Below are 22625 nucleotides of genomic sequence, written 5' to 3'. Positions count from 1 at the left end.
GACAAGTTAGCGGTAGCAGGCTTGTCTTTTTCTATTTGTCACTTTTGCCGTTTTTTGCGCTTTAGTCTGTAAAATTGGCTTTCTATTTTTCACTTTCCCTTGTTTTTGCACAATAGACCTTAGAAATAGGGGCACTATTGGCGAATATGGGGAATTTTTATAGAATCTTCTCAAATACCATTGTGGCTTGGATACGGTCGCCACCGCCTAGTCCTTTGCTTCCACCATTGGCGGTTGTGATGGTATGTAGGCGATAACCTTTTGAAGCTTGTTTATTGATAACATCTTCTAATTCTGTAAGGTTTCCTGATCCAGTGCCGAAAAACTTTTCTTTCAAAGTTACCTGAAGGACAACGTAGTGTAGTTCATTTACTCCAGATGCAGTAGAAAAACTACCTTCTTGTTTTACAGTGTCAAAAAATCCCATGCGAGCTACTCCTTTGTTTTAAATATTTTATTTTTTATTATCAAGTTTTAAAAAAGAAACAGCATCGTTTTTTGCAAATTTTTTTGCAATCTCTCTTAACAACTCTCTCTCTTCTTCTTCAGAAAAAGAATAATTAAGAATTAATTCTAGCAAAAGGGGATCTACTTCTTTTCTTAATGTTTGATATACATCAAAATCTAAGTCAGTTTTAGAAAGTTGCATATAATCGAACTCTCTCCAAGAAGCAAATTCACGAGGAGTAGGACTATATTCTTTAAATGGAGTTTCCGGGTCATCACTATATCCGAGTAGATAGGCAACACTTACATTAAAGTAATCGGCTATTAATTGAGCTTTTTCTGGTTTGATTTGGCTTTTCCCGTTTTCCCAACGTTGTATGGTTCTATATGGTATTTTGATTTCTTTAGAAAATTCTACCTGAGTTAGTTTTTTGTCTTTTCTTAATTCCTTTAGTCTATTCATTTTATTATTACCTCGTAGCAATTATAACATTATGCGCCACAATTTGGCAATTTTTTTAAAAAAATAATAAAAACACTTGACAAAGTATCATTAAGTGGTGTATCATTGATACGAAAACGCCACAATGTGGCGAAAAAAGAAAGGAGAAACTTCATTGCTTATTACCTCAACACAAGCAAAAGCGATTCGCCGAAAGCAAGCAGACAAGAAACTGACTGCTAAGCAAGCAGGCGAAGAAATCGGAGTTACACAAGTTACCTATCGAAAAATTCGAGACGGTGGCGAAGTCAAGCCGAGCATTTACCAAAAAGCCATGGAATGGCTTGCTGAAGATTACTAGAAAGGAGGCATAAGACAGAGTCTAGAAATATTTTGCTTGCTACCTATGGCAGTATCAAGGGTTTGTAGGGGTTTATTCTCTCCTAAATTTTCCCTACCTCAATGATTTACTTTGGTACTGTTTTAGGTGGCAAGCACGATCTACAAGAAGAAAGGAGCGAACCAATGGAATTGGTTTATATGGACGGCAAGAAAGAGCCGTATACATTGAGCAGTATCGTTGCAGAATGTGCTGAAATTAAGCACAGACATTTAAAGATTTTGCTGAATAAGCACCGAGAGGACTTTGAAAGCTTTGGAAAGGTGCAATTTAAAATTTCACCTTCAAAGAGTGGGCAAAATGTACGGGACTATATTTTGAATGAGCAACAAGCAACCTTGCTGATCACTTACTTACGAAATACAGAACCCGTAAAAGAGTTTAAGAAAAACCTAGTCAAAGCCTTCTTTGAAATGCGTGATGAACTTTCTAAACGCTATCTTCAAAGAGAACTGGAAAAGCCAAAGCGTAAAAGCTTAACCGAAGCTATTCAAACATGGGAGAAAGCCCCCAAGCATGCCTATAGCACCCTGACAAACTTACTACTGAAGGGAGTGACAGGGAAGAATAAAGCGCAACTCATGCAAGAGCGAGAAAGTGAAAACGGTATTGACAGTTTAACAAGCGCGGAACTGACAAACTACCAACGTTTGGAAGATATGGTAATAGCGATGATCAACTTGAATATGAGATATTCAGAAATTAAAGAACTAATTTTTAAAGCATAGGAGTATAGAAAATGGAAAATGATTTTAAGACAGTTACAAATGCCAAGGGGTTAGAAATTCCTAAATATCCCAAGGATTTTAAAAAGCTAGTTGAGAAAGACAGACAACTAGCCGAATATCTTTGTATGAACTACGAGAACTTGGACAGTGAAGACCTGGGCGCATTTCTTGAAACAGTAGAACAGGGAATCAGTTGGATTCTAGATCTTATCGAAAGTAAAGACTTGCTTTATAAACCAAAGTCAGGTAGTAATCATGCAAAAAGAAAATAAAAAAATCACTTGCTCAAATTTTAGACGAGGCGAGCAAGCGACAAGATTAAGGATATAGAAATTTTTTCTATGCTCTGATTATAGCAAAAAATATCTATTCTATCAAATATCTAAAGAAAAACCGAAGAGCAGGCAAGCAATTAGAAAAGGTTTTGAAATCAAGAGCTGACAGGGTGATTCTAAGGCCTTGTTTAGCTGAAAGATGGGTAATTACTCACGAAACACCGCTACAAGCGTTCGCCAACTTGGGGCAATCGCCCAGCGTTTGGAGTGGGTGGAAACCTGTATAAGAAAAGGCAAAAGAAAAGGAAATAATATGACAGTAAATACAAATGATGTTCTAGTAGATTATGAGGGGCTTTGTTGTCAGTTAACTGATACTCTACTAGTCTTAGAAATGGCTAGTGTGGAAGACAGTAAACAATCATCAGCTTTACTAAATACAGTAATCCAAGCTATGAACCAACTCATTTCAGAACATACTCAACAGGCTAATGACTATAGAAAGGGGATAAAACATGAATGAGTTAGATTTAACCAACATACAGGCGGTTATCTTTATTGTGGTAGCTATTGGTTTACTAATCTATCTAAACCACCTAGACCGCCAAAAAAGCGCTCGAATTGAGCGAGAAAGCAAACAGACGATAGAAACACCTAACGAGAGTTTAACCCCCGATTATGGGCGTTATATTCAGCTTGCAGGGGTTAAGCCATGGGGGTACTAAGATGTTTGAAAAAATGATTGAAGATTTAAAGTCTAAGATTTTGGAAGCAGTGGAACGGTATTTAAAAAGCCATGAGAAAGTACCTCAAAAAAGATTAGATTTGATCAGCAAGGTGGAACTAAAGGAAGAACTGGGCATAGGAGATAAAACCTTGACGAAATGGGAAGGTGCAGGACTACCGCAGTATATACCGCCTATTGAAGATACTAGAAAAGCGTATTATAAAATCTCAGATGTTTTAAAGTTTTTGGGGGTAGATGATGGCAAAGACTAAAATATATTTTTGGTTAAAAGTTGATAAGAAGTTTTTTGATAATCTTTTTATTAAACGACTTAAAAATATGCCTGGTGGCTACACTATGACAGTGATTTATATCCGTCTTATGTTAGAAAGTTTAGAAGATGATTGTATTTTGTACTATGAGGGGTATTTTGATAATTTGGTACAGGAGCTAGCTTTAAAATTGGATGTGTCCGAGGATGATATAAATATGACAGTTGCATATTTTACAAAATGCGGACTGATTCAGATAGACGATGATGGACATGCTACATTATCACAAGCAAAAGCCCTGGTTGAGAGTGAAACAAACTGGGCAAAATACAAGCGAGAACAAAGAAAAAACAGTCAAGATTTACCAAAATTGGATAATGTCCAAAATAAAAAGACTATTTCCAACTCACGTCCAACAGAGATAGAGAAAGAGAATAGAGTTAATAGTAAGAGTAATAATTTATATTTAGATAATATATTGTCGGGAAATCCCGACTACAATTTTCCTACTTGGCTTGAAGAAACAGCTATAAAAGATTTAGAGAAAACAAAACATAAAGAACTTTGGATTCCTATTGCTTATCTGAATCAAGTAGCTAATAAGAGGTATAAGTTTGTTGATAAGACAAAAAGGCTTTTACTAGCACGATTCAAAGAAGGCTATACACTGGAAGATTTTAAACAGGTGATAGATATTAAAACGGCAGAATGGAAGGATAGTCCTGAATTTTCTAAGTATCTGAGACCAGAAACACTTTTCGGATCTAAGTTTGACGGTTATTTGAATCAAAAACCTAAAACCATAAAAGGGAAGTCTGAAGATAACTTCCCAGACCTACCATTTTAGGAGTTGCAAAGATGAAGGAACAATTTAAAGAATTTAATAACAGAAAAATATCGGATAAAGTTTGCGATATTCACCAGGTAAATTACTGGGAAATTTCTGTACCAGTGTTAGGGAGTTCAGAAAGAAAAGTACAAGCATTTTGCCCGGAGTGCGTGAAGGGAGAGATTAAACAGAAAGAGAAAGACCTATTGCAGCAGTTCGAGGACAGACAAGCCTACTTTAAAACTTATGATGTCTTAATGCGTGATAGTACGATTCCTAACGAGTTGAAAGGAGCGACGTTTGAGAATTTCTTTGTTAAGACGACAGAGGAAGGTCAGATGTTAGAGTTTGTAAAGGGGCAAGTCCAGAAGTATCTTGCAGGTATGACAGGAAATACCTTAATCAGCGGTAGCACAGGAATAGGGAAAAGTCATTTATCTCTTGCCCTGGCCAAAGAAATCAATGAGAGCTTCAGAGAGAAGAACGAGCCTAAGAGTGTCTTGTTTGTCAGCTTAACCGAGATTATCAAGCAGATAAAAGAAGGCTGGACTTATGGAAGAAATGCAAACTTAACAGAGTATGAGGCGGTTAAAAAGTTAGTTGATGTAGATTTTCTAATCATCGATGACCTGGGGGCAAAAAATGGGACGGTAACACCTAAGAGTGACTGGGAACAGGATTTCTTGTTTGATATTATCAACAATCGAGAAACTACGATTTTCAACACGAACCTAGATAGTAGTGAACTGCGGACTGTTTACAATGCTAGAAATTCAAGTAGAATTTTGAAAGGTTTAGAAGGGAACACTTTCAAGGCTTTTACGATCAAAGATAAAAGATACACTATAAACACAGTGAGGGGAGAATATCAATGAATGATGATAAAATGCGATTTGCAACAGAAAAAGGCTTTGTTGTATACGAAAAACGTGGTATAATAGAGATAGAAAAAGTTCCAAGTTTTGGAGAAATTACTTTATTCTATTCAGATGGGAAATTTACTCATCTAGTCAAAAAAGAAACTAAAAAATAAGTCTATTGAGAACAACTCAGGGACATACCGTAAGCATATAATGCTAGTGGTATGTCCCTTTTTGTTTGCATAGAAAGGGGGTGAGGGAGATGTCAGGAGATACTTCTTTAGGGTATGTAGTAGCCAATAAGTTTTCTATGGATCCAGATAAAAGACAGAAAATCTTTTCTCAATGTAAAAAAGAAGATAATAGCTTAGAACAACGGAAACAAGAAATACTAGAAAAATATGCTAACAAACAAGACAAATCAAAATCTAGAAAAAATGATTCTAAAGGCTCGGAGAGTTATAAAAGAAAAACTAAGAGCAAAGAATTTTAGAAAAAATTATAAACAAAAATCAGATATTAAAAGATGAAGGAGCAAAAAATGACAACTAACTTAGCTAAACAAAAAGAAAATTTAGAAGCTTATATCCGAAGTACAGGTTATAACACTAGAGGGATGAACGTAGAAAATAATCATGTACTCATTGAAAAACCAATCCTTGATAGTTATGGAGATGAACATCAACGTAAAGAGCTGGTTGATCTAGTAAATGTTATTGAGACTCGTACCCGTGGTGGGAAGTATGAAGTAACTGACTTTGAATCTGATTCATTACAAGAAGTTAGCGAAAATTCGGTTGAGAGAACAGAAGCAGATAAAAAGAAAACTATCAGCGTTGATTACTTAGTTAAATTATTCAGTGGAAAACTTGATTTTTCACAGGAACAATTAGATGATGGCCAATATAATTTAACGGATTTTCTTGGTAAGAGGATTATTAAATTAAAACGTAGAACACGAAATAGAGAGATTGGGAAAATTCTCCAAACTGCGAAAGTACAGACCGCTACAAGTCTGGACGACTTGAAATCTATTGTTTCTTTAATCAATCCAGAGCGCAATGTATCTATTGTTATTAGTCAATCACTATTTAGTGTCTTAGAAAAAATGAAAGACACTTCAGGAAATTATCTTCTTAAAGTTGATAAAGAGACAGGGACAAGTGAAACATTCTTTGTAGATAACTTTTTAATTGTAGATGATACGACATTAGGGAACAAAGGCGACAAAAAAGGCTTTATCGGAGATCTAGAAAACTTTGTTACTCTGTTTGATCGCAAGAAAGATACACTTAGTTGGGTGAATGCGAATGACTATTTTGGGAAACGGTTGATTTTACATACCCGATTTGATGTAAAAAAAGTTGAAGAAGATTGTGGTTACTTTATTCAATGGAACTAGGAGAAAGAAATGGATATTAATCAAGTATTTGAAACACTGGATGATATAGATAATAAAAAAAGTAAGATTAATTCAGCACGAGAACAGTTAAGCGAAAAAAGGAAAAGCCTGTTAGGCAATCAAGCAGTTTCATTTGAGAACATAGATTCTTTTTTGTCAAATAACTTAGAATCTTTAGAGCAGCTGGAAAAGATGGAAAAAGCTATTGATGGCCTTCAGGAAAAATTTGATAGTGATTTTTCAGAAGCTAATGCAGTCATCTTTGAATACATTTTTAAAGAGACTAAGCAACGGATGGAAACTAAGAAGATCTATAAACAATACCGAAACAAACTTAGACGAATTCTGGACGCATATGATGAAATTCAAGAACTGAAGAAGGATGTAGAAGAAATCCATACAGGTGTAGTCAGAGAAATAAGTCAGAGACATTCTCTATCGCCGTATCGAACAGAAGTAAGTCCGCTTACTGTTCTACCATTCTTAACCCCTGATTCTAGCGGATGGATGAATTTTTCTAAGGAATATCGGGACATCAAAGTGTATCTAGAAAAATAGGGAACAAATTAAGTAAGGCTAGTGATATATGGCTCAAACAAAAGAAATATCGCTAGTCCTACTTTTATGCTTTACTAAGTTTCACATAACAAAGTAAGCATAAACTGAAAAGAAGTAATAGCTTGAAAGCAAGGTATATCAGAGGTTTACAGAATGGAGTGAGTTTCACAGAATGTAAGATATGAGAAACTGAGGGGATAAATTAAAGAAATTTCCCTTGAACTTGTCATATTGAAGAGTTGTCAAACTTAAAACAATGATACCTGGTAAGTGGAGTGTTGGAAGGCTTTTAGCGCTTTTTGTCAGTTTGACAGAATTTACAATTTGACAAATTGAAAGATAAAAAATTTTTTAAATTTAAGTGGAGGTACTTGCCTATGTACGAGTTGAGTAACAGAGACCTGGACGGGATAGATATTGAGTTAGGACGATATAGAACGCTTGCTAATAAAATTTATTTGAGAAGACAGGAACTAATACATAATAAGAAACATAGCGCTGAAGATTGTACTGGTGGGAAAAGCAAGACAGTATATAGTCCTACTGAAGCAACCATCATTAGAATTGAAGAAGACCAAACGCTAAGATATTTAGAAGGCTTTAAACTAGTTGTAGATACCTTGATGGAAAACTTAATTGAAAGTGATCTAGTCATTTTTAAAATGAGATATTTAGAAGCTGGTGCGACTTGGGAAGACGTGGCAGAGAAACTAAATAAAACTACTCGTTATATAAATAGCCGTAGAAAGGTAATCGCTAAAAGATTTGTTGAGTTGAAAGGATATTGACTCCCCCCACCTTTTAAAAAATCTTTCTGGCCAGTAGGGTACCGGTGAAGGGAACTTTTTCCAAGTCGGAGACCTCCAGACAAAAAGGGGGTAAAAACTAGCCAATTTTGAGTAAAATGCAAGATTTACATTGAGTTTTAAAATTCAAGTTAAACTTCAGTCTGTCCTTGCTTTGTTGTATACGGACTAATTGAGTCTTAATTAAAAATAAATCCACAACGACTGATTTTTTTGGTAATACTTAATCAACAACATTGAATAATAAGTAAAAAAGGGATATAATTAGTTCAAAGTATTAATTTATCTCTTGAAAAACTACATTATACAATTAGGAATTGCAGATATGATTAAATCATTGTTTGATTAAAGTATGGAGGGGAATATGCAATTTAACGTACATGGGAATCTAGAGGGTGGCGTAATTGATGTACGAGAAAAATCAGAAATTGAAGATTTTTTAGTGAATGGCTTTCGAACTTCAACTACACGTCATAGAAATTTTGAATCATTTTGTAGTTTTTGGAGTGAATTAGATAAAAATAAAGTAACTAGAGTCTGGATTGATGGCAGTTTTTGTTCCAACAAGGTGGATCCAAACGATATTGATTGTGTTGTATTTATTGAGCCAGATCCCAATAATTGCGAATACTTTCAATTATTAAGGAATAAACATGAAGAGTTATTAGATAAATATTTAGATGTTTATGTTTGTTGGGATAAAAATTTCTTTGTTCAGTTTTCTAAAGAATGGTATGAAATAGATTACCAGGAAACCTATTGGTTAGGGAAATTTGGTTTTGACAGAAATCATAACCCTAAAGGAATTATCGAGTTAGATAAGGAGGTGGTTTTATGAGTACAGAATTAAAAATACTTGAAGATAGAGCGAATAAAGTTTCTAATGATGAATTAAGAGTTATGTTGCATATGGGACTTGAATCAATGAGAGAATTTGAAGAAGCGATAAATTCAAGCAATGTTAAGAGTATGCTTTCTATCAGATTGCTTTCAGAAAATCTTCCTTCTGGACAAATTGGGTTAAGACAACTGTCAGAAACTCTCAAATCAGTCGAGAGTATTCAAGAAAATGGGATAGCATCGTGTATTGGATTTGAAGGAAAGCGAGGACAGATTCCAAAAGATATTCTAAATCGGAATGAACTTATAATTACTTCTACCAGAGCAGGTTCATTTATAATTGATTTGGGATTAAAAACTAATCAACTTTCAATCTTCGATCGTGAAAATAATATAGCAATAAATGTAATGAATGATGTATCTGATTTGCTTGAAGGAACAATTGATATTCCAGAATTTGTTGAGACATATAGTTCAAGAACTTTTAATTCTGTGAAACAATTAGTATCTAGATTGAATAAAGAAAAACTTGGGATAGAGATTCAAGATAAGCTAAATAATTCTAATAAGCTATTTGCTAAAGAGCAGATAGTAGAGATTAACAAAAAATTTAAGGATACTCATATAGAAAAACAAGAAAATATCATAGTTCAGGGGAAATTAATCAAGGTTGACTTATCTACTCAGAAAATAACTTTGGATACTCAAGAAGGGATTGTGAATGTAAAGGTCAACGATCCAGAAATAAAATCACTTCATTTAACTACAAATGAAGAATATCAAATTAAGACAAGTGTAAAAGTAGTTATTAGACGTACACAACATACTTTCACTTATGTAACTTCATCAGTTAGAAATATAGTAGAAATATAATCCTAATTATCTAATAAAAATAATTAGAGTAAAAAAGGGTAACTGTCAAAGATAGTTACTCCTTTATTTTTTGCGAATAGTAGAGGAAGAAACGAAAGTTCTAAATATTAAATTTGCAAGTATTAAGAAAACTAGACTAGGCTTTGAACACCACGTAGAAGTGACTTTTAGTACATCAATACAAAAAAATTACACCTCAACAGTGCGTCAGTCGGCACAAATGTGCGAAATGGAAATGCTGAGGAAGATATGCTATAATATTACTAGGTATTAAAAAAGCACGTTTGACCGTGCTAGTTTCTTGCCTGCTGAACTCGTCAATATTACGCCCATTTTAGGGCTCTTTTTTGTGGACTTTTTTAGGAACTATCAAGAAAAACTAAGGCGATTTAATGCCTAAATGTTTTTAAAGAAAGTCAGTATTTTCAAGGGCTGAGCCCTAAAAATTTGACTTATAGAGTGTTAAATGATAGTATAGTCAAAGATAGTCAAGGTTCAAAGAGAGAGGTGGGTTTGTAATGAGATTTAAAAATACATCGGATCATATTGAAGCCTACATCAAGGCGATTTTAGATCAATCTGGTATCGTGGAGTTGCAACGGAGTCAGTTGGCGGATACCTTTCAGGTTGTCCCTAGTCAGATTAACTACGTAATCAAGACACGCTTTACGGAAAGTAGAGGCTACTTGGTTGAAAGTAAGCGTGGTGGCGGAGGCTACATTCGTATAGGACGGATTGAGTTTTCTAGTCATCATGAAATGCTCAGGGAGCTGCTTTACTCAATTGGTGAGCGGGTCAGTCAAGAAATTTATGAGGATATTCTACAACTTTTGGTTGAGCAGGAATTGATGACCAAGCAGGAGATGAATTTACTGGTGGCAGTAGCTTTGGATCGCGTCCTAGGAGAAGAAGCTCCAGTCCTCCGAGCAAACATGCTACGCCAGGTCATACAAGAGGTAGATAGAAAAGGGAAGTAAGATGAACTATTCAAAAGCATTGAATGAATGTATCGAAAGTGCCTACATGGTTGCTGGCCATTTTGGAGCTCGTTACTTAGAGTCTTGGCACTTGTTGATTGCCATGTCTAATCACAGTTATAGTGTGGCAGGGGCAACTTTAAATGATTATCCATATGAGATGGACCGTTTAGAAGAAGTTGCTTTGGAGCTGACTGAAACGGACTATAGCCAAGATGAAACCTTTACGGAATTGCCGTTCTCTCATCGTTTGCAGGTCCTTTTTGATGAAGCAGAGTATGTAGCGTCAGTGGTCCATGCTAAGGTGCTAGGGACAGAGCACCTCCTTTATGCGATTTTGCATGATGGCAATGCCTTGGCGACTCGTATCTTGGAGAGGGCTGGTTTTTCTTATGAAGACAAGAAAGATCAGGTCAAGATTGCAGCCCTTCGTCGAAATTTAGAAGAACGAGCAGGCTGGACTCGTGAAGATCTCAAGGCTTTACGCCAACGCCATCGTACAGTAGCTGATAAGCAAAATTCTATGGCTAATATGATGGGCATGCCCCAGACTCCGAGTGGTGGTCTCGAGGACTATACGCATGATTTGACAGAGCAAGCGCGTTCTGGCAAGTTAGAACCAGTCATCGGTCGAGATAAGGAAATCTCGCGTATGATTCAAATCTTGAGCCGAAAAACCAAGAATAATCCTGTCTTGGTTGGGGATGCTGGTGTCGGGAAAACAGCTCTGGCGCTCGGTCTTGCCCAGCGTATTGCTAGTGGTGATGTACCTGCGGAAATGGCTAAGATGCGCGTGTTAGAGCTTGATTTGATGAATGTTGTTGCAGGGACACGCTTCCGTGGTGACTTTGAAGAACGCATGAATAATATCATCAAGGATATTGAAGAAGATGGTCAAGTCATCCTCTTTATCGATGAACTCCACACTATCATGGGTTCTGGTAGTGGAATTGACTCAACTCTGGATGCGGCCAATATCTTGAAGCCAGCTTTAGCGCGTGGAACCTTGAGAACGGTTGGTGCGACTACTCAGGAAGAGTACCAAAAACACATTGAAAAAGACGCAGCCCTTTCTCGTCGTTTTGCAAAAGTGACGATTGAAGAGCCAAGTGTGGCAGACAGCATGACCATTTTACAAGGCTTGAAGGCGACTTATGAGAAACATCATCGTGTGCAAATCACAGATGAAGCGGTTGAAACAGCTGTCAAGATGGCACATCGCTACTTGACTAGTCGTCACTTGCCAGACTCTGCTATTGATCTCTTGGATGAGGCAGCGGCAACAGTGCAAAATAAGGCTAAGCATGTAAAAGCAGACGATTCAGGCTTGAGTCCAGCTGACAAGGCCTTGATGGATGGCAAGTGGAAACAGGCAGCTCAGCTAATCGCAAAAGAGGAGGAAGTGCCTGTCTATAAAGACTTGGTGACAGAGTCTGATATTTTGACCACCTTGAGTCGTCTGTCAGGTATCCCAGTCCAAAAACTGACTCAGACTGACGCTAAGAAATATCTAAATCTTGAAGCAGAACTCCATAAACGGGTTATCGGGCAAGATCAGGCTGTCTCTAGTATCAGCCGTGCCATTCGCCGTAACCAGTCAGGAATTCGCAGTCACAAGCGTCCGATTGGTTCCTTTATGTTCCTAGGACCTACAGGTGTCGGTAAGACCGAATTGGCCAAGGCTCTGGCAGAAGTTCTCTTTGATGACGAATCAGCCCTTATCCGCTTTGATATGAGTGAGTATATGGAGAAATTCGCAGCCAGCCGTCTCAATGGAGCTCCTCCGGGTTATGTGGGTTATGAAGAAGGTGGGGAGTTGACGGAGAAGGTTCGTAACAAACCCTATTCTGTTCTCCTTTTTGACGAGGTAGAGAAGGCCCACCCAGACATCTTTAATGTTCTCTTGCAGGTCTTGGATGACGGTGTCTTGACAGACAGTAAGGGACGCAAGGTCGACTTTTCAAATACCATTATTATCATGACATCAAACCTTGGTGCGACAGCCCTTCGGGATGACAAGACAGTTGGCTTTGGAGCTAAGGATATCCGTTTTGATCAGGAGAATATGGAAAAACGCATGTTTGAAGAACTGAAAAAGGCTTATAGACCTGAGTTTATCAACCGTATTGATGAAAAGGTTGTCTTCCATAGCCTATCTAGCGACAATATGCAGGAAGTGGTGAAGATTATGGTCAAACCTTTAGTGGCAAGTTTGGCTGAAAAAGGAATTGACTTGAAATTACAAGCTTCCGCACTGAAATTGTTGGCAAATCAAGGATATGACCCAGAGATGGGAGCTCGTCCACTTCGCAGAACCCTGCAAACAGAAGTGGAAGACAAGTTGGCAGAACTTCTTCTCAAGGGAGAATTAGTAGCAGGTAAGACACTTAAGATTGGTGTCAAAGCAGGCCAGTTAAAATTTGATATTGTATAAAAAGCGAGGTCGGGACAAAGTTCCCGACCTCTTTATGTACCATCATGAGATGGTTTTGCTGTTGCGACTGTTTTTAGGGGTGGCTATCTTTCTTAGGATTACTCAATATGTGAGTAAAGAAGTCTTTGTATTTATATTTTAAATAGGTTTCGTGTAAATACAATAAAGCTACGTAGACAATCATAAAAACGATAGTTAAGAAGAACAAATCAAATGTTGTTTGAGCGTAATGAGTAGCTGCCCCGTAAGAAGCGAAAGCATCTAAAATCAGCCAAGGAAGATACTTGAAATACTTATTTAGCATGAGAGTGCACCTCCTATATTCTATTTCAATGTTATTATATTCCTTCACACTCAATAATGCAAGCGATTACACAAAGGGGGTTTAAACAATTTTAATCAAAATAGGAATTTTTTTCTGTTTTATTACGAATAGAAGAGTAGGAGGAGTAAAGGTGTCTAAATTATGTGAGATTTTTAAAATAGTTTAGATAAATTGTTGACATATTTAAATCGGAATGTTACAATTATATTACAAAAAGATTTCTTTATATTTCTAAAATATTACAAAGGAGTAGAAAAATGAAAAAGAAAACCTATATCAAATTGATGGCAGCAACTGTATTGGCTTCTACCCTATTATTAGGAGCTTGTGGAAATAAAAAGGAAACAACTCAAGTAAGCAGTTCTGCTAAGACAAGCCAATCATCAAGTTCTAAAGCAGCTTCTGCTAGCAAAGAAAGCAAGACTCAGAAGTCCTCAAGCTCAGCTTCATCTGAAAAGGCCAAGGCGTCTACTGATCAATCTTCAGCAACTGCAAGGACATCACAAGCGACACCAGAACAAAGACAAGGTCAAGAAGTGGCTAATCAACAGGTAGCTAGTCAACAAACTCCTGCTCAGGCTCCTTCAACTCAACAAGCTCCTCAAGCCCAGTCTAACCAATCAAGCTATGATCCTACAACTGACCGCAAACTTCAAGACAAACAAGCAGAGCAAAATAAACGCTACAAGGGTGTTTTAACCATGGTAGATGGTGATTTCTCAGCTGCAGCGGGCAATTGGAAGGGAGCCAATGGTGAAACCATTACAGTTTCATCAGGAGGTCAATTCACAGTAGAATCTTCTGATGGAAAGAAAGAAAATTACTCTATCAAAGGCTATTCTTATACTCTTGATGATGGTAAGTATAATGCCAAAATTGGTGGAGGAAAAATCATCCAAATTACAACAGGAGCGGATGGTAAGGTTTCCAGTGTTGCTTTGAGTCAATAATAGCTCTCATTATTTGAATTTTTACAGTCAAAGAAAATCCGTCAGCTCAATAAGAGTTGACGGATTATTTTATACTTGCACTTGGGTTAAAAATTCTTCTGTAGTAAGAATTTGAGCGAATTCATCTTGTAGAGAAAGGAGATGAATCTCATGGATAGTCTCAGGAGAGATGGTCTGACCGTTTTTGTTAGATAGGGTAAAACTGGCAGTAGCATCTGCTAGTAGAGTGACTTCAAAACCAAGATTTGCTGCCATTCGTGTCGTAGTAGATACACAATGAGGCAGGGTCAAACCAACAACGACTAAATGACAAATCTGATTTGTTCGTAAATATGTTTCAAGATTTGTTCCAATAAAGGCGCTATTAACCATTTTTTGAAAGACAGGTTCTGAGGTAATCGGTTCAAATCCACTTTTAAACACCTGATTTTGTTTGTTATGAAATTGCGACTGGGGATTGTCAGATATGTGTTGAACATGTAAGACTGGAAGAGCGTGTTTACGAAAGTATGCTAGTAACCTCAATGCTTGATGTTCAGCTTGAGGGTTATTTCGTTCTCCCCAGATAGGGCTATCAAATGCTTTTTGCATATCGATAATTAGTAGAGCAGTATGAACCATTTTAAGCCTTATCCAACTGCAAGAGTGCCTCAATCTCTGCTAGGGTGCTAGCTTGTGAAATGGCTCCACGGAGTTTGGCAGCGCCAGATGTTCCACGGAGGTAGTGAGGAGCGAGGCCACGGAATTCACGAACTGCGACGTTTTCCCCTTTGAGGTTAATCAAGCGTTTCAAGTGTTCGTAGGCGATTTTCATCTTGTCCTCAAAGGTCAAATCAGGTAGGATTTCTCCTGTTTCAAAGTAATGGTTGATTTGGTTGAAGAGGTAGGGATTTCCCATGGCAGCGCGACCAATCATGACTGCATCAGCACCTACTTCTTCGATGCGTTGCTTGGCTTCTTGAACTGTACGGATGTCACCATTAGCGATAAATGGAATCTTGGTCAGAGCTTGAGCGACCTTGTGAAGGGTCTCAAGGTCTGCGTGACCTGTATACATTTGTTCACGGGTACGGCCATGCATGGCGAGGGCAGAAACACCTGCAGCTTCAGCAGCGAGGGCATTTTCTACTGCCAGAGATGGGTCAGCCCAGCCGGTACGCATTTTGACAGTAAGTGGGATATCAAGGACAGACTGGACCTTGTTGATGATAGAGTAAATCTTGTCTGGATCCTTGAGCCACATAGCACCAGCTTCGTTCTTCACGATTTTATTAACTGGGCAGCCCATGTTGATATCCACGATATCGGTTTTGGTGTTTTCTTGGATGAATTCTGCTGCGCGTGCTAGACTGTCTTCATCACTACCAAATAGTTGGATAGAGACTGGGTTTTCGCCTTCATCGATATGAAGCATATGCAGGGTTTTTTCGTTGTTGTATTGGATTCCCTTGTCAGAGACCATTTCCATGACAACGAGTCCAGCTCCGAGCTCTTTTGCGATGGTACGAAAGGCTGAGTTGGTCACGCCAGCCATAGGCGCTAAAACGGTACGATTGGGAATCTCAACATTGCCAATCATAAAAGGTGTATTAAGATTTGTCACGAATGAGTTCCTCCAGGTCGTTTTCATCAAAGTTGTAAGTCGTTTGGCAGAATTGACAAGTGATTTCTGCCCCGTGGTCTTCCTCTTTCATTTCCTGTAAGTCTGAGCTTGGAAGACTAGCAAGAGCGTTCATAAAGCGCTCATGACTACAGTCACATTGGAAACGGATTTCTTCTTCAGAAAGACGCTTGTAGGCCTCGTCACCGTAGATAGCATTGAGGAGGGCTTCGATATGGTCTTCACTTTCGAGAAGCGTTGAGATAGCTGGCATTTCTTGGATGCGTTTTTCAAATCGGGTAATCTCTTCTTCCTTGGCTCCCGGCAAGACTTGAACTAGGAAACCACCTGCAACCTTGACCTTGTCTTCTTCGTCTAAAAGGACATTGAGGCCGACAGCAGAAGGGGTCTGTTGGCTTTCAGTCAGGTAAAAGGCCAGGTCTTCACCGATTTCTCCAGAGATGAGGGGAGTCATAGAGTTGTAAGGATTTCCAATGCCGTAGTCTGTGATAACGAGGAATTGACCATTTCCAACAAAAGGTCCGACTAGGACTTCACCAGTTGCAGTCTTTTTGATATCGACACCTGGATTTTGAACGTAACCTTTGACATTCCCCTTGGTATCAGCGACGGTGATGATGGCACCTAGTGAGCTAGATCCCAGCACCTTAACTGTTAGTTTAGTATTTCCTTTTTCATTGGCTGCGAGAATCTGGCTAGCGATAAGAGTTCGACCAAGCGCTACAGTTGAGCTAGCTTGGGTTTGGTGTTTTTCTTGAGCAGTGCGGACGGTTTCTGTGCTGTCAAGGACAAAAGCACGAAAGGCTCCGCTTTCTGATATAGTTTTAATAATTTTATCCATAGCTACTATTTTAGCATAAAAATGCCCAAAGGGGGAGCCGTGTGTTTGCTGATTTTCAGGATAATGGACCAGGAAATCAGCAGGTAAATAAAAAGAGAAACAGATTATTTCAGCATTTCTAAGATTTATGCTATGCTTAAGGTAGAAAATGAAAGGGGTAACAAATGTATTTAGGAGATTTGATGGAAAAGGCTGAATCTGGCCAATTTTCAATCCTTTCCTTTCTATTACAAGAGTCTCAGACGACTGTCAAGGCTGTAATGGAGGAGACAGGATTTTCAAAAGCAACCCTAACCAAATATGTCACCCTGCTCAATGATAAGGCTTCGGACAGTGGTTTAGAGCTAAACATATCCTTAGAAGATGAAAATCTGCGTCTGTCAATCGGTGCAGCTACCAAGGGGAGAGATATCCGGAGCTTGTTTTTGGAAAATGCTATTAAATACCAGATTGTGGTCTATCTTCTCTATCATCAACAGTTTTTAGCCCATCAGCTGGCTCAAGAATTGATGATTAGTGAGGCAACACTTGGGCGCCATTTGGCTAGTTTAAATCAGATTTTGTCAGAATTTGATTTATCTATCCAAAATGGACGTTGGCGAGGTCCAGAGCATCAGATTCGCTATTTCTATTTCTGTCTTTTCCGCAAGGTCTGGTCCAGTCAGGAGTGGGAAAGCCACATGCAGAAACCAGAGAGAAAGCAGGAAATTGCTACACTAGAAGAAATCTGCGGTGCGAGTTTGTCTTCGGGGCAGAAATTAGATTTGATTCTCTGGGCTCACATTAGTCAACAACGCCTTCGGGTCAATGCTTGTCAGTTTCAAGTGATAGAAGAGAAAATGCAAGGGTATTTTGACAATATTTTCTACCTTCGTTTGCTCAGAAAGGCTCCGTCCTTTTTTGCTGGGCAACATCTTCCTCTAGGAACTGAGGATGGAGAGATGATGATTTTCTTTTCTTTCCTCTTGTCTCATCGTATTCTTCCCCTTCATACCATGGAGTATATCCTTGGTTTTGGAGGGCAGTTGGCAGATTTGCTGACGCAATTGATTCAAGAAATGAAGAAGGAGGATTTGCTGGGCGGTTATACAGAGGACCATGTCACCTATGAACTCAGTCAGCTTTGTGCTCAAGTCTATCTCTATAAGGGCTATATTTTACAGGATCGCTACAAGTACCAGTTAGAGAATCGTCATCCATATTTCCTGATGGAACATGATTTTAGGGAAACAGCAGAGGAGATTTTTCATGCCTTGCCCGCTTTTCAGCAGGGGACGGATTTGGATAAGAAAATTCTCTGGGAATGGCTCCAGTTGATCGAATATATGGCTGAAAATGGTGGCCAGCATATGCGGATTGGTCTGGATTTGACATCTGGTTTTCTTGTCTTTTCAAGGATGGCAGCCATTTTGAAACGGTATTTGGAATACAATCGTTTTATTACCATTGAAGCCTATGACCGAACTCGACATTATGATTTGCTGGTTACCAATAACCCGATTCATAAGAAGGAACAAACACCAGTCTATTATTTAAAAAACGACTTGGATATGGAAGATTTGGCAGGGATTCGTCAGTTATTATTCACTTAAAAGGCTTGGTTGTTTCAGGTCTTTTTTGTGAAATTTACACAATCTCCTCACATTTTTTTAAAAATTAAAAAAAGTTGATAAACAAGAAAGCGCTTTATTTTGTATACTAGTTAGTGTAAAGAGGAGACATCCTCAAGATCTTTATGAGGAGGACATCACATGTCACAAGAAAAATTCATTATGGCCATTGACCAGGGAACAACAAGTTCTCGTGCCATTATCTTTAATAAAAAAGGAGAAAAAGTTAGCTCTAGTCAAAAAGAGTTCACTCAAATTTTCCCTCACGCAGGTTGGGTAGAACACAATGCCAATGAAATTTGGAATTCTGTACAGTCTGTTATTGCGGGTGCTTTCATCGAAAGTGGTGTGAAACCAAGTCAAATCGAGGCAATCGGGATTACCAACCAGCGTGAAACAACGGTTGTCTGGGATAAGAAAACAGGACTTCCTATCTACAACGCTATCGTTTGGCAATCACGTCAGACAGCACCTTTGGCTGAGCAACTAAAAAGCCAAGGTTATGTGGAAAAATTCCATGAAAAGACTGGTTTGATTATCGATGCTTACTTCTCAGCTACCAAGGTTCGTTGGATTTTGGACCATGTAGAGGGCGCTCAAGAGCGAGCTGAAAAAGGGGAGTTGCTCTTTGGTACCATCGATACTTGGTTGGTTTGGAAATTGACAGACGGTGCGGCTCACGTAACGGACTACTCAAATGCAGCTCGTACCATGCTCTACAATATTAAAGAACTCAAATGGGATGATGAAATCTTAGAAATCCTCAATATTCCTAAGGCTATGTTGCCAGAAGTCCGTTCTAACTCTGAAATCTACGGTAAGACAGCCCCATTCCACTTCTATGGTGGAGAAGTGCCAATCTCAGGTATGGCAGGGGACCAACAGGCAGCTCTCTTTGGACAGTTGGCCTTTGAACCAGGTATGGTTAAAAATACTTATGGAACAGGTTCTTTCATCATCATGAACACTGGGGAAGAAATGCAGTTGTCTGAAAACAACCTCTTGACAACAATTGGTTACGGTATCAATGGCAAGGTCTACTATGCTTTAGAAGGTTCTATCTTCATCGCAGGAAGTGCGATTCAGTGGCTTCGTGATGGTCTTCGCATGGTTGACAGTTCACCAGAATCTGAAAAATATGCTCGTGATTCTCACAATGATGATGAAGTTTATGTAGTTCCAGCCTTTACAGGACTAGGAGCACCATACTGGAACCAAAATGCTCGCGGTTCTGTCTTTGGTTTGACTCGTGGAACAAGCAAGGAAGACTTTATCAAGGCAACTCTTCAATCAATTGCTTATCAAGTACGTGACATCATCGACACCATGCAAGTGGATGCGCAGACAGCTATCCAGGTCTTGAAAGTAGATGGTGGTGCAGCTATGAACAACTTCCTCATGCAGTTCCAGGCTGACATTTTGGGAATCGACATCGCACGCGCCAAAAACTTAGAAACAACAGCTCTAGGGGCAGCTTTCCTAGCAGGTTTGTCAGTGGGCTATTGGAAAGACTTGGATGAGTTGAAACTCTTGAATGAGACAGGAGAACTCTTTGAACCATCTATGAACGAATCCCGCAAGGAACAACTCTACAAAGGCTGGAAGAAGGCTGTGAAAGCAACTCAAGTCTTTGCGGAAGTAGACGACTAATACTGGGAGAATAAAGCGACTCAGTTAGAAAGTGTGTAAGTATGGAATTTTCAAAGAAAACACGTGAATTATCAATTAAAAAAATGCAGGAACGTACCCTGGACCTCTTGATTATCGGTGGAGGAATCACAGGGGCTGGTGTAGCTTTACAGGCAGCAGCTAGTGGTCTAGATACTGGTTTGATTGAAATGCAGGACTTCGCAGAAGGAACATCTAGCCGTTCAACAAAATTGGTTCACGGAGGTCTGCGTTACCTCAAACAATTTGACGTAGAAGTGGTATCAGATACAGTTTCTGAACGTGCAGTGGTTCAACAAATCGCTCCACACATTCCAAAACCAGATCCAATGCTTTTGCCAGTTTACGATGAAGATGGAGCTACCTTTAGCCTCTTCCGTCTGAAAGTAGCCATGGATTTGTACGACCTTTTGGCAGGGGTTAACAATACGCCAGCTGCTAACAAGGTCTTGAGCAAGGAAGAAGTCTTGGAACGTCAACCAAACTTGAAGAAAGAAGGCTTGGTAGGAGGTGGGGTTTACCTTGACTTCCGTAACAACGATGCGCGTCTCGTGATTGAAAACATCAAACGTGCCAACCAAGACGGTGCCCTCATTGCCAACCACGTTAAAGCAGAAGGCTTCCTCTTTGACGAAAGTGGCAAGATTACAGGTGTCGTAGCTCGTGATTTGTTGACATACCAAGTCTTTGAAATCAAGGCCCGTCTGGTTATTAACACAACAGGTCCTTGGAGTGACAAAGTACGCAATTTATCTAATAAGGGAACACAATTCTCACAAATGCGTCCAACTAAGGGAGTTCACTTGGTAGTGGATTCAAGCAAGATAAAGGTGTCACAGCCAGTTTACTTTGACACAGGTTTGGGTGATGGTCGTATGGTCTTTGTTCTCCCACGTGAAAACAAGACTTACTTTGGTACAACAGACACAGACTATACAGGTGATTTAGAACATCCAAAAGTAACTCAAGAAGATGTTGATTACTTACTTGGTATTGTAAACAACCGCTTCCCAGAAGCAAATATTACTGTTCAAGATATTGAAAGTAGCTGGGCAGGTCTTCGTCCATTGATTGCAGGCAATAGCGCTTCTGACTACAATGGAGGAAATAACGGAACCATCAGTGATGAAAGCTTTAACAACTTGATTGCGACTGTTGAATCTTATCTCTCTAAAGAAAAAACGCGTGAAGATGTTGAGGCTGCTGTCAGCAAGCTTGAAAGCAGTACTTCTGAGAAACATTTGGATCCATCTGCAGTTTCACGTGGTTCTAGCTTGGATCGTGATGACAATGGTCTCTTGACCCTTGCTGGTGGTAAAATCACAGATTACCGTAAGATGGCTGAAGGAGCTATGGAACGCGTGGTTGAAATCCTCAAAGCAGAATTTGACCGTAGCTTTAAACTCATCAATTCTAAGACTTACCCTGTTTCAGGTGGAGAATTGAACCCAGCAAATGTGGACTCAGAAATTGAAGCTTTTGCTCAACTTGGAGTGTCACGTGGTTTGGATAGCAAGGAAGCTCACTATCTCGCAAATCTATACGGTTCAAATGCACCGAAGGTATTTGCCCTTGCCCACAGCTTGGAACAAGCGCCAGGACTCAGCTTGGCAGACACCTTGTCTCTGCATTATGCAATGCGCAATGAGTTGGCTCTTAGCCCAGTTGACTTCCTCCTTCGTCGTACCAACCATATGCTCTTTATGCGTGATAGTTTGGATAGCATCGTTGAGCCAGTTTTGGATGAAATGGGACGATTCTATGACTGGTCAGAAGAAGAAAAAGCAGTCTACCGTGCGGATGTCGAAGCAGCTCTTGCTAACAACGATTTAGCAGAATTAAAAAATTAAGAAAAAATAAAAGAGGTGGCGGGCAGGACTCCTAGTCTACCCTCTCCTCCTTTTTAATGGAGACAAAAATATGATGAATGAATTATTTGGAGAATTTCTAGGGACTTTAATCCTGATTCTTCTAGGGAATGGTGTTGTAGCAGGTGTGGTTCTTCCTAAAACCAAGAGCAACAATGCAGGTTGGATTGTGATTACTATGGGTTGGGGGATTGCAGTTGCGGTTGCGGTCTTTGTATCTGGGAAGCTCAGTCCAGCTCATTTAAACCCAGCTGTGACAATTGGTGTGGCTTTAAAAGGTGGTTTGCCTTGGGCTTCCGTTTTCCCTTACATCCTAGCTCAGTTCGCAGGGGCTATGCTGGGTCAGGTTTTGGTTTGGTTGCAATTCAAACCTCACTACGAAGCAGAAGAAAACTCAGGAAATATTTTGGCTACTTTCAGCACTGGTCCAGCTATTAAGGATACTGTATCAAACTTGATTAGCGAAATCATTGGAACCTTTGTTTTGGTCTTGACAATCTTTGCTTTGGGTCTTTACGACTTTCAGGCAGGTATCGGAACCTTTGCGGTGGGGACTTTGATTGTCGGTATCGGTCTATCACTAGGTGGGACAACAGGTTATGCCTTGAACCCTGCGCGTGACCTTGGACCTCGTATCATGCACAGCATCTTGCCAATTCCAAACAAGGGAGACGGAGACTGGTCTTATGCTTGGATTCCTGTTGTAGGACCTGTTATCGGAGCAGCCTTGGCTGTGCTTGTATTCTCACTTTTCTAATCTAGAAAACAATTATTTTTGATAGGGCTTGAGATGGAAATCTCAGGCTTTTTTTAAAAATATGCATAGAAAAACCGCATAATCCTTAAAACAAGCTGAAATGTAGTGAAAATGT

The 22625-nt window shown here is 39.2% G+C and carries 28 protein-coding genes; 22 read left to right on the top strand and 6 right to left on the bottom strand.

Annotated features, from left to right (window positions below):
• Window positions 1-157: 157 nt before the first annotated feature.
• Complete coding sequence (locus HT734_RS00275; protein ID WP_075231124.1) at window positions 158-427, bottom strand: DUF4177 domain-containing protein; 270 nt, start codon at window positions 425-427, stop codon at window positions 158-160.
• Window positions 428-454: 27 nt separating this feature from the next.
• Entirely contained in the window at window positions 455-910 is a 456-nt protein-coding gene (locus tag HT734_RS00270) for a helix-turn-helix transcriptional regulator (RefSeq protein WP_075231125.1), read from the bottom strand.
• Between the two features lie 154 nt (window positions 911-1064).
• On the opposite strand from HT734_RS00270, the gene HT734_RS00265 reads away from it, so the two are divergent.
• From HT734_RS00265 to HT734_RS00185, 17 genes are all read left to right on the top strand, one after another.
• Complete coding sequence (locus HT734_RS00265; RefSeq protein WP_004245570.1) at window positions 1065-1250, top strand: hypothetical protein; 186 nt, start codon at window positions 1065-1067, stop codon at window positions 1248-1250.
• Window positions 1251-1414: 164 nt separating this feature from the next.
• Complete coding sequence (locus tag HT734_RS00260; protein ID WP_173278066.1) at window positions 1415-2017, top strand: Rha family transcriptional regulator; 603 nt, start codon at window positions 1415-1417, stop codon at window positions 2015-2017.
• A gap of 11 nt (window positions 2018-2028) precedes the next feature.
• Complete coding sequence (locus HT734_RS00255) at window positions 2029-2289, top strand: hypothetical protein (protein WP_049539448.1); 261 nt, start codon at window positions 2029-2031, stop codon at window positions 2287-2289.
• 316 nt (window positions 2290-2605) lie between these two features.
• Window positions 2606-2815, top strand: coding sequence for a hypothetical protein (locus tag HT734_RS00250; RefSeq protein ID WP_173278064.1), 210 nt, complete (start codon window positions 2606-2608; stop codon window positions 2813-2815).
• Complete coding sequence (locus HT734_RS00245; RefSeq protein ID WP_173278062.1) at window positions 2808-3017, top strand: hypothetical protein; 210 nt, start codon at window positions 2808-2810, stop codon at window positions 3015-3017. Before HT734_RS00250 ends, HT734_RS00245 begins: the two co-directional genes overlap by 8 nt.
• A gap of 1 nt (window position 3018) precedes the next feature.
• On the top strand, window positions 3019-3291 hold the full coding sequence (locus tag HT734_RS00240) for a hypothetical protein (RefSeq protein WP_061419259.1): 273 nt from the start codon (window positions 3019-3021) through the stop codon (window positions 3289-3291).
• Complete coding sequence (locus tag HT734_RS00235) at window positions 3278-4138, top strand: conserved phage C-terminal domain-containing protein (RefSeq protein ID WP_173278060.1); 861 nt, start codon at window positions 3278-3280, stop codon at window positions 4136-4138. Before HT734_RS00240 ends, HT734_RS00235 begins: the two co-directional genes overlap by 14 nt.
• Window positions 4139-4149: 11 nt before the next feature.
• Window positions 4150-4995 carry an ATP-binding protein gene (locus HT734_RS00230; RefSeq protein ID WP_173278058.1) on the top strand — a complete coding sequence of 282 codons (846 nt, stop codon included), beginning with the start codon at window positions 4150-4152 and terminating at the stop codon, window positions 4993-4995.
• A complete protein-coding gene (locus HT734_RS00225; protein ID WP_173278057.1) occupies window positions 4992-5153 on the top strand; it encodes a hypothetical protein in 162 nt (53 codons plus the stop codon). Before HT734_RS00230 ends, HT734_RS00225 begins: the two co-directional genes overlap by 4 nt.
• Window positions 5154-5242: 89 nt before the next feature.
• Window positions 5243-5473 (top strand): hypothetical protein, encoded by a 231-nt coding sequence (locus HT734_RS00220; RefSeq protein ID WP_075231131.1) that lies wholly within the window; start codon window positions 5243-5245, stop codon window positions 5471-5473.
• Window positions 5474-5521: 48 nt separating this feature from the next.
• Complete coding sequence (locus HT734_RS00215) at window positions 5522-6382, top strand: phage major capsid protein (RefSeq protein ID WP_173278056.1); 861 nt, start codon at window positions 5522-5524, stop codon at window positions 6380-6382.
• Between the two features lie 9 nt (window positions 6383-6391).
• Entirely contained in the window at window positions 6392-6940 is a 549-nt protein-coding gene (locus HT734_RS00210; protein WP_075231133.1) for a hypothetical protein, read from the top strand.
• A gap of 377 nt (window positions 6941-7317) precedes the next feature.
• Entirely contained in the window at window positions 7318-7728 is a 411-nt protein-coding gene (locus HT734_RS00205; protein WP_075231134.1) for a DUF722 domain-containing protein, read from the top strand.
• Window positions 7729-8110: 382 nt separating this feature from the next.
• Window positions 8111-8584 (top strand): hypothetical protein, encoded by a 474-nt coding sequence (locus HT734_RS00200; RefSeq protein WP_083301260.1) that lies wholly within the window; start codon window positions 8111-8113, stop codon window positions 8582-8584.
• Complete coding sequence (locus HT734_RS00195; RefSeq protein ID WP_075231136.1) at window positions 8581-9459, top strand: hypothetical protein; 879 nt, start codon at window positions 8581-8583, stop codon at window positions 9457-9459. Before HT734_RS00200 ends, HT734_RS00195 begins: the two co-directional genes overlap by 4 nt.
• A 518-nt stretch (window positions 9460-9977) precedes the next feature.
• Complete coding sequence (locus HT734_RS00190) at window positions 9978-10436, top strand: CtsR family transcriptional regulator (RefSeq protein WP_001211275.1); 459 nt, start codon at window positions 9978-9980, stop codon at window positions 10434-10436.
• A 1-nt stretch (window position 10437) separates the two neighbouring features.
• The gene (locus HT734_RS00185; RefSeq protein WP_173278055.1) at window positions 10438-12870 is read left to right on the top strand and encodes an ATP-dependent Clp protease ATP-binding subunit; all 2433 of its coding nucleotides are present in this window, start codon (window positions 10438-10440) and stop codon (window positions 12868-12870) included.
• Window positions 12871-12943: 73 nt separating this feature from the next.
• Here HT734_RS00185 and HT734_RS00180 read toward each other — a convergent pair whose 3' ends face one another.
• The gene (locus HT734_RS00180; RefSeq protein ID WP_000933114.1) at window positions 12944-13174 is read right to left on the bottom strand and encodes a hypothetical protein; all 231 of its coding nucleotides are present in this window, start codon (window positions 13172-13174) and stop codon (window positions 12944-12946) included.
• A gap of 278 nt (window positions 13175-13452) precedes the next feature.
• Between HT734_RS00180 and HT734_RS00175 the strand changes: the two genes are divergently transcribed.
• Window positions 13453-14145, top strand: coding sequence for a hypothetical protein (locus tag HT734_RS00175; RefSeq protein WP_173278054.1), 693 nt, complete (start codon window positions 13453-13455; stop codon window positions 14143-14145).
• A 69-nt stretch (window positions 14146-14214) separates the two neighbouring features.
• On the opposite strand, the gene HT734_RS00170 is transcribed toward HT734_RS00175, so the two are convergent.
• Genes HT734_RS00170 through hslO form a run of 3 tightly spaced genes read right to left on the bottom strand, consistent with a single transcriptional unit; the run spans window position 14215 to window position 16607 of the window.
• Entirely contained in the window at window positions 14215-14766 is a 552-nt protein-coding gene (locus HT734_RS00170; RefSeq protein ID WP_173278053.1) for a cysteine hydrolase family protein, read from the bottom strand.
• 1 nt (window position 14767) lies between these two features.
• On the bottom strand, window positions 14768-15748 hold the full coding sequence (gene dusB, locus HT734_RS00165; RefSeq protein ID WP_000183308.1) for a tRNA dihydrouridine synthase DusB: 981 nt from the start codon (window positions 15746-15748) through the stop codon (window positions 14768-14770).
• Window positions 15735-16607 (bottom strand): Hsp33 family molecular chaperone HslO, encoded by an 873-nt coding sequence (gene hslO, locus HT734_RS00160; RefSeq protein WP_033680940.1) that lies wholly within the window; start codon window positions 16605-16607, stop codon window positions 15735-15737. Before hslO ends, dusB begins: the two co-directional genes overlap by 14 nt.
• A 164-nt stretch (window positions 16608-16771) precedes the next feature.
• Between hslO and HT734_RS00155 the strand changes: the two genes are divergently transcribed.
• From HT734_RS00155 to HT734_RS00140, 4 genes are all read left to right on the top strand, one after another.
• The gene (locus HT734_RS00155) at window positions 16772-18199 is read left to right on the top strand and encodes a helix-turn-helix domain-containing protein (protein WP_173278052.1); all 1428 of its coding nucleotides are present in this window, start codon (window positions 16772-16774) and stop codon (window positions 18197-18199) included.
• 159 nt (window positions 18200-18358) lie between these two features.
• The gene (gene glpK, locus HT734_RS00150; protein WP_173278051.1) at window positions 18359-19867 is read left to right on the top strand and encodes a glycerol kinase GlpK; all 1509 of its coding nucleotides are present in this window, start codon (window positions 18359-18361) and stop codon (window positions 19865-19867) included.
• A 41-nt stretch (window positions 19868-19908) separates the two neighbouring features.
• On the top strand, window positions 19909-21735 hold the full coding sequence (gene glpO, locus HT734_RS00145; RefSeq protein WP_173278049.1) for a type 1 glycerol-3-phosphate oxidase: 1827 nt from the start codon (window positions 19909-19911) through the stop codon (window positions 21733-21735).
• 70 nt (window positions 21736-21805) lie between these two features.
• Window positions 21806-22510 carry an MIP/aquaporin family protein gene (locus HT734_RS00140; protein ID WP_061759628.1) on the top strand — a complete coding sequence of 235 codons (705 nt, stop codon included), beginning with the start codon at window positions 21806-21808 and terminating at the stop codon, window positions 22508-22510.
• The last annotated feature ends 115 nt before the right edge of the window (window positions 22511-22625 follow it).

Source organism: Streptococcus sp. k-90 (assembly GCF_013277565.1).
GTDB lineage: Bacteria > Bacillota > Bacilli > Lactobacillales > Streptococcaceae > Streptococcus.
This window is presented reverse-complemented; position numbering and strand designations above follow the sequence as displayed.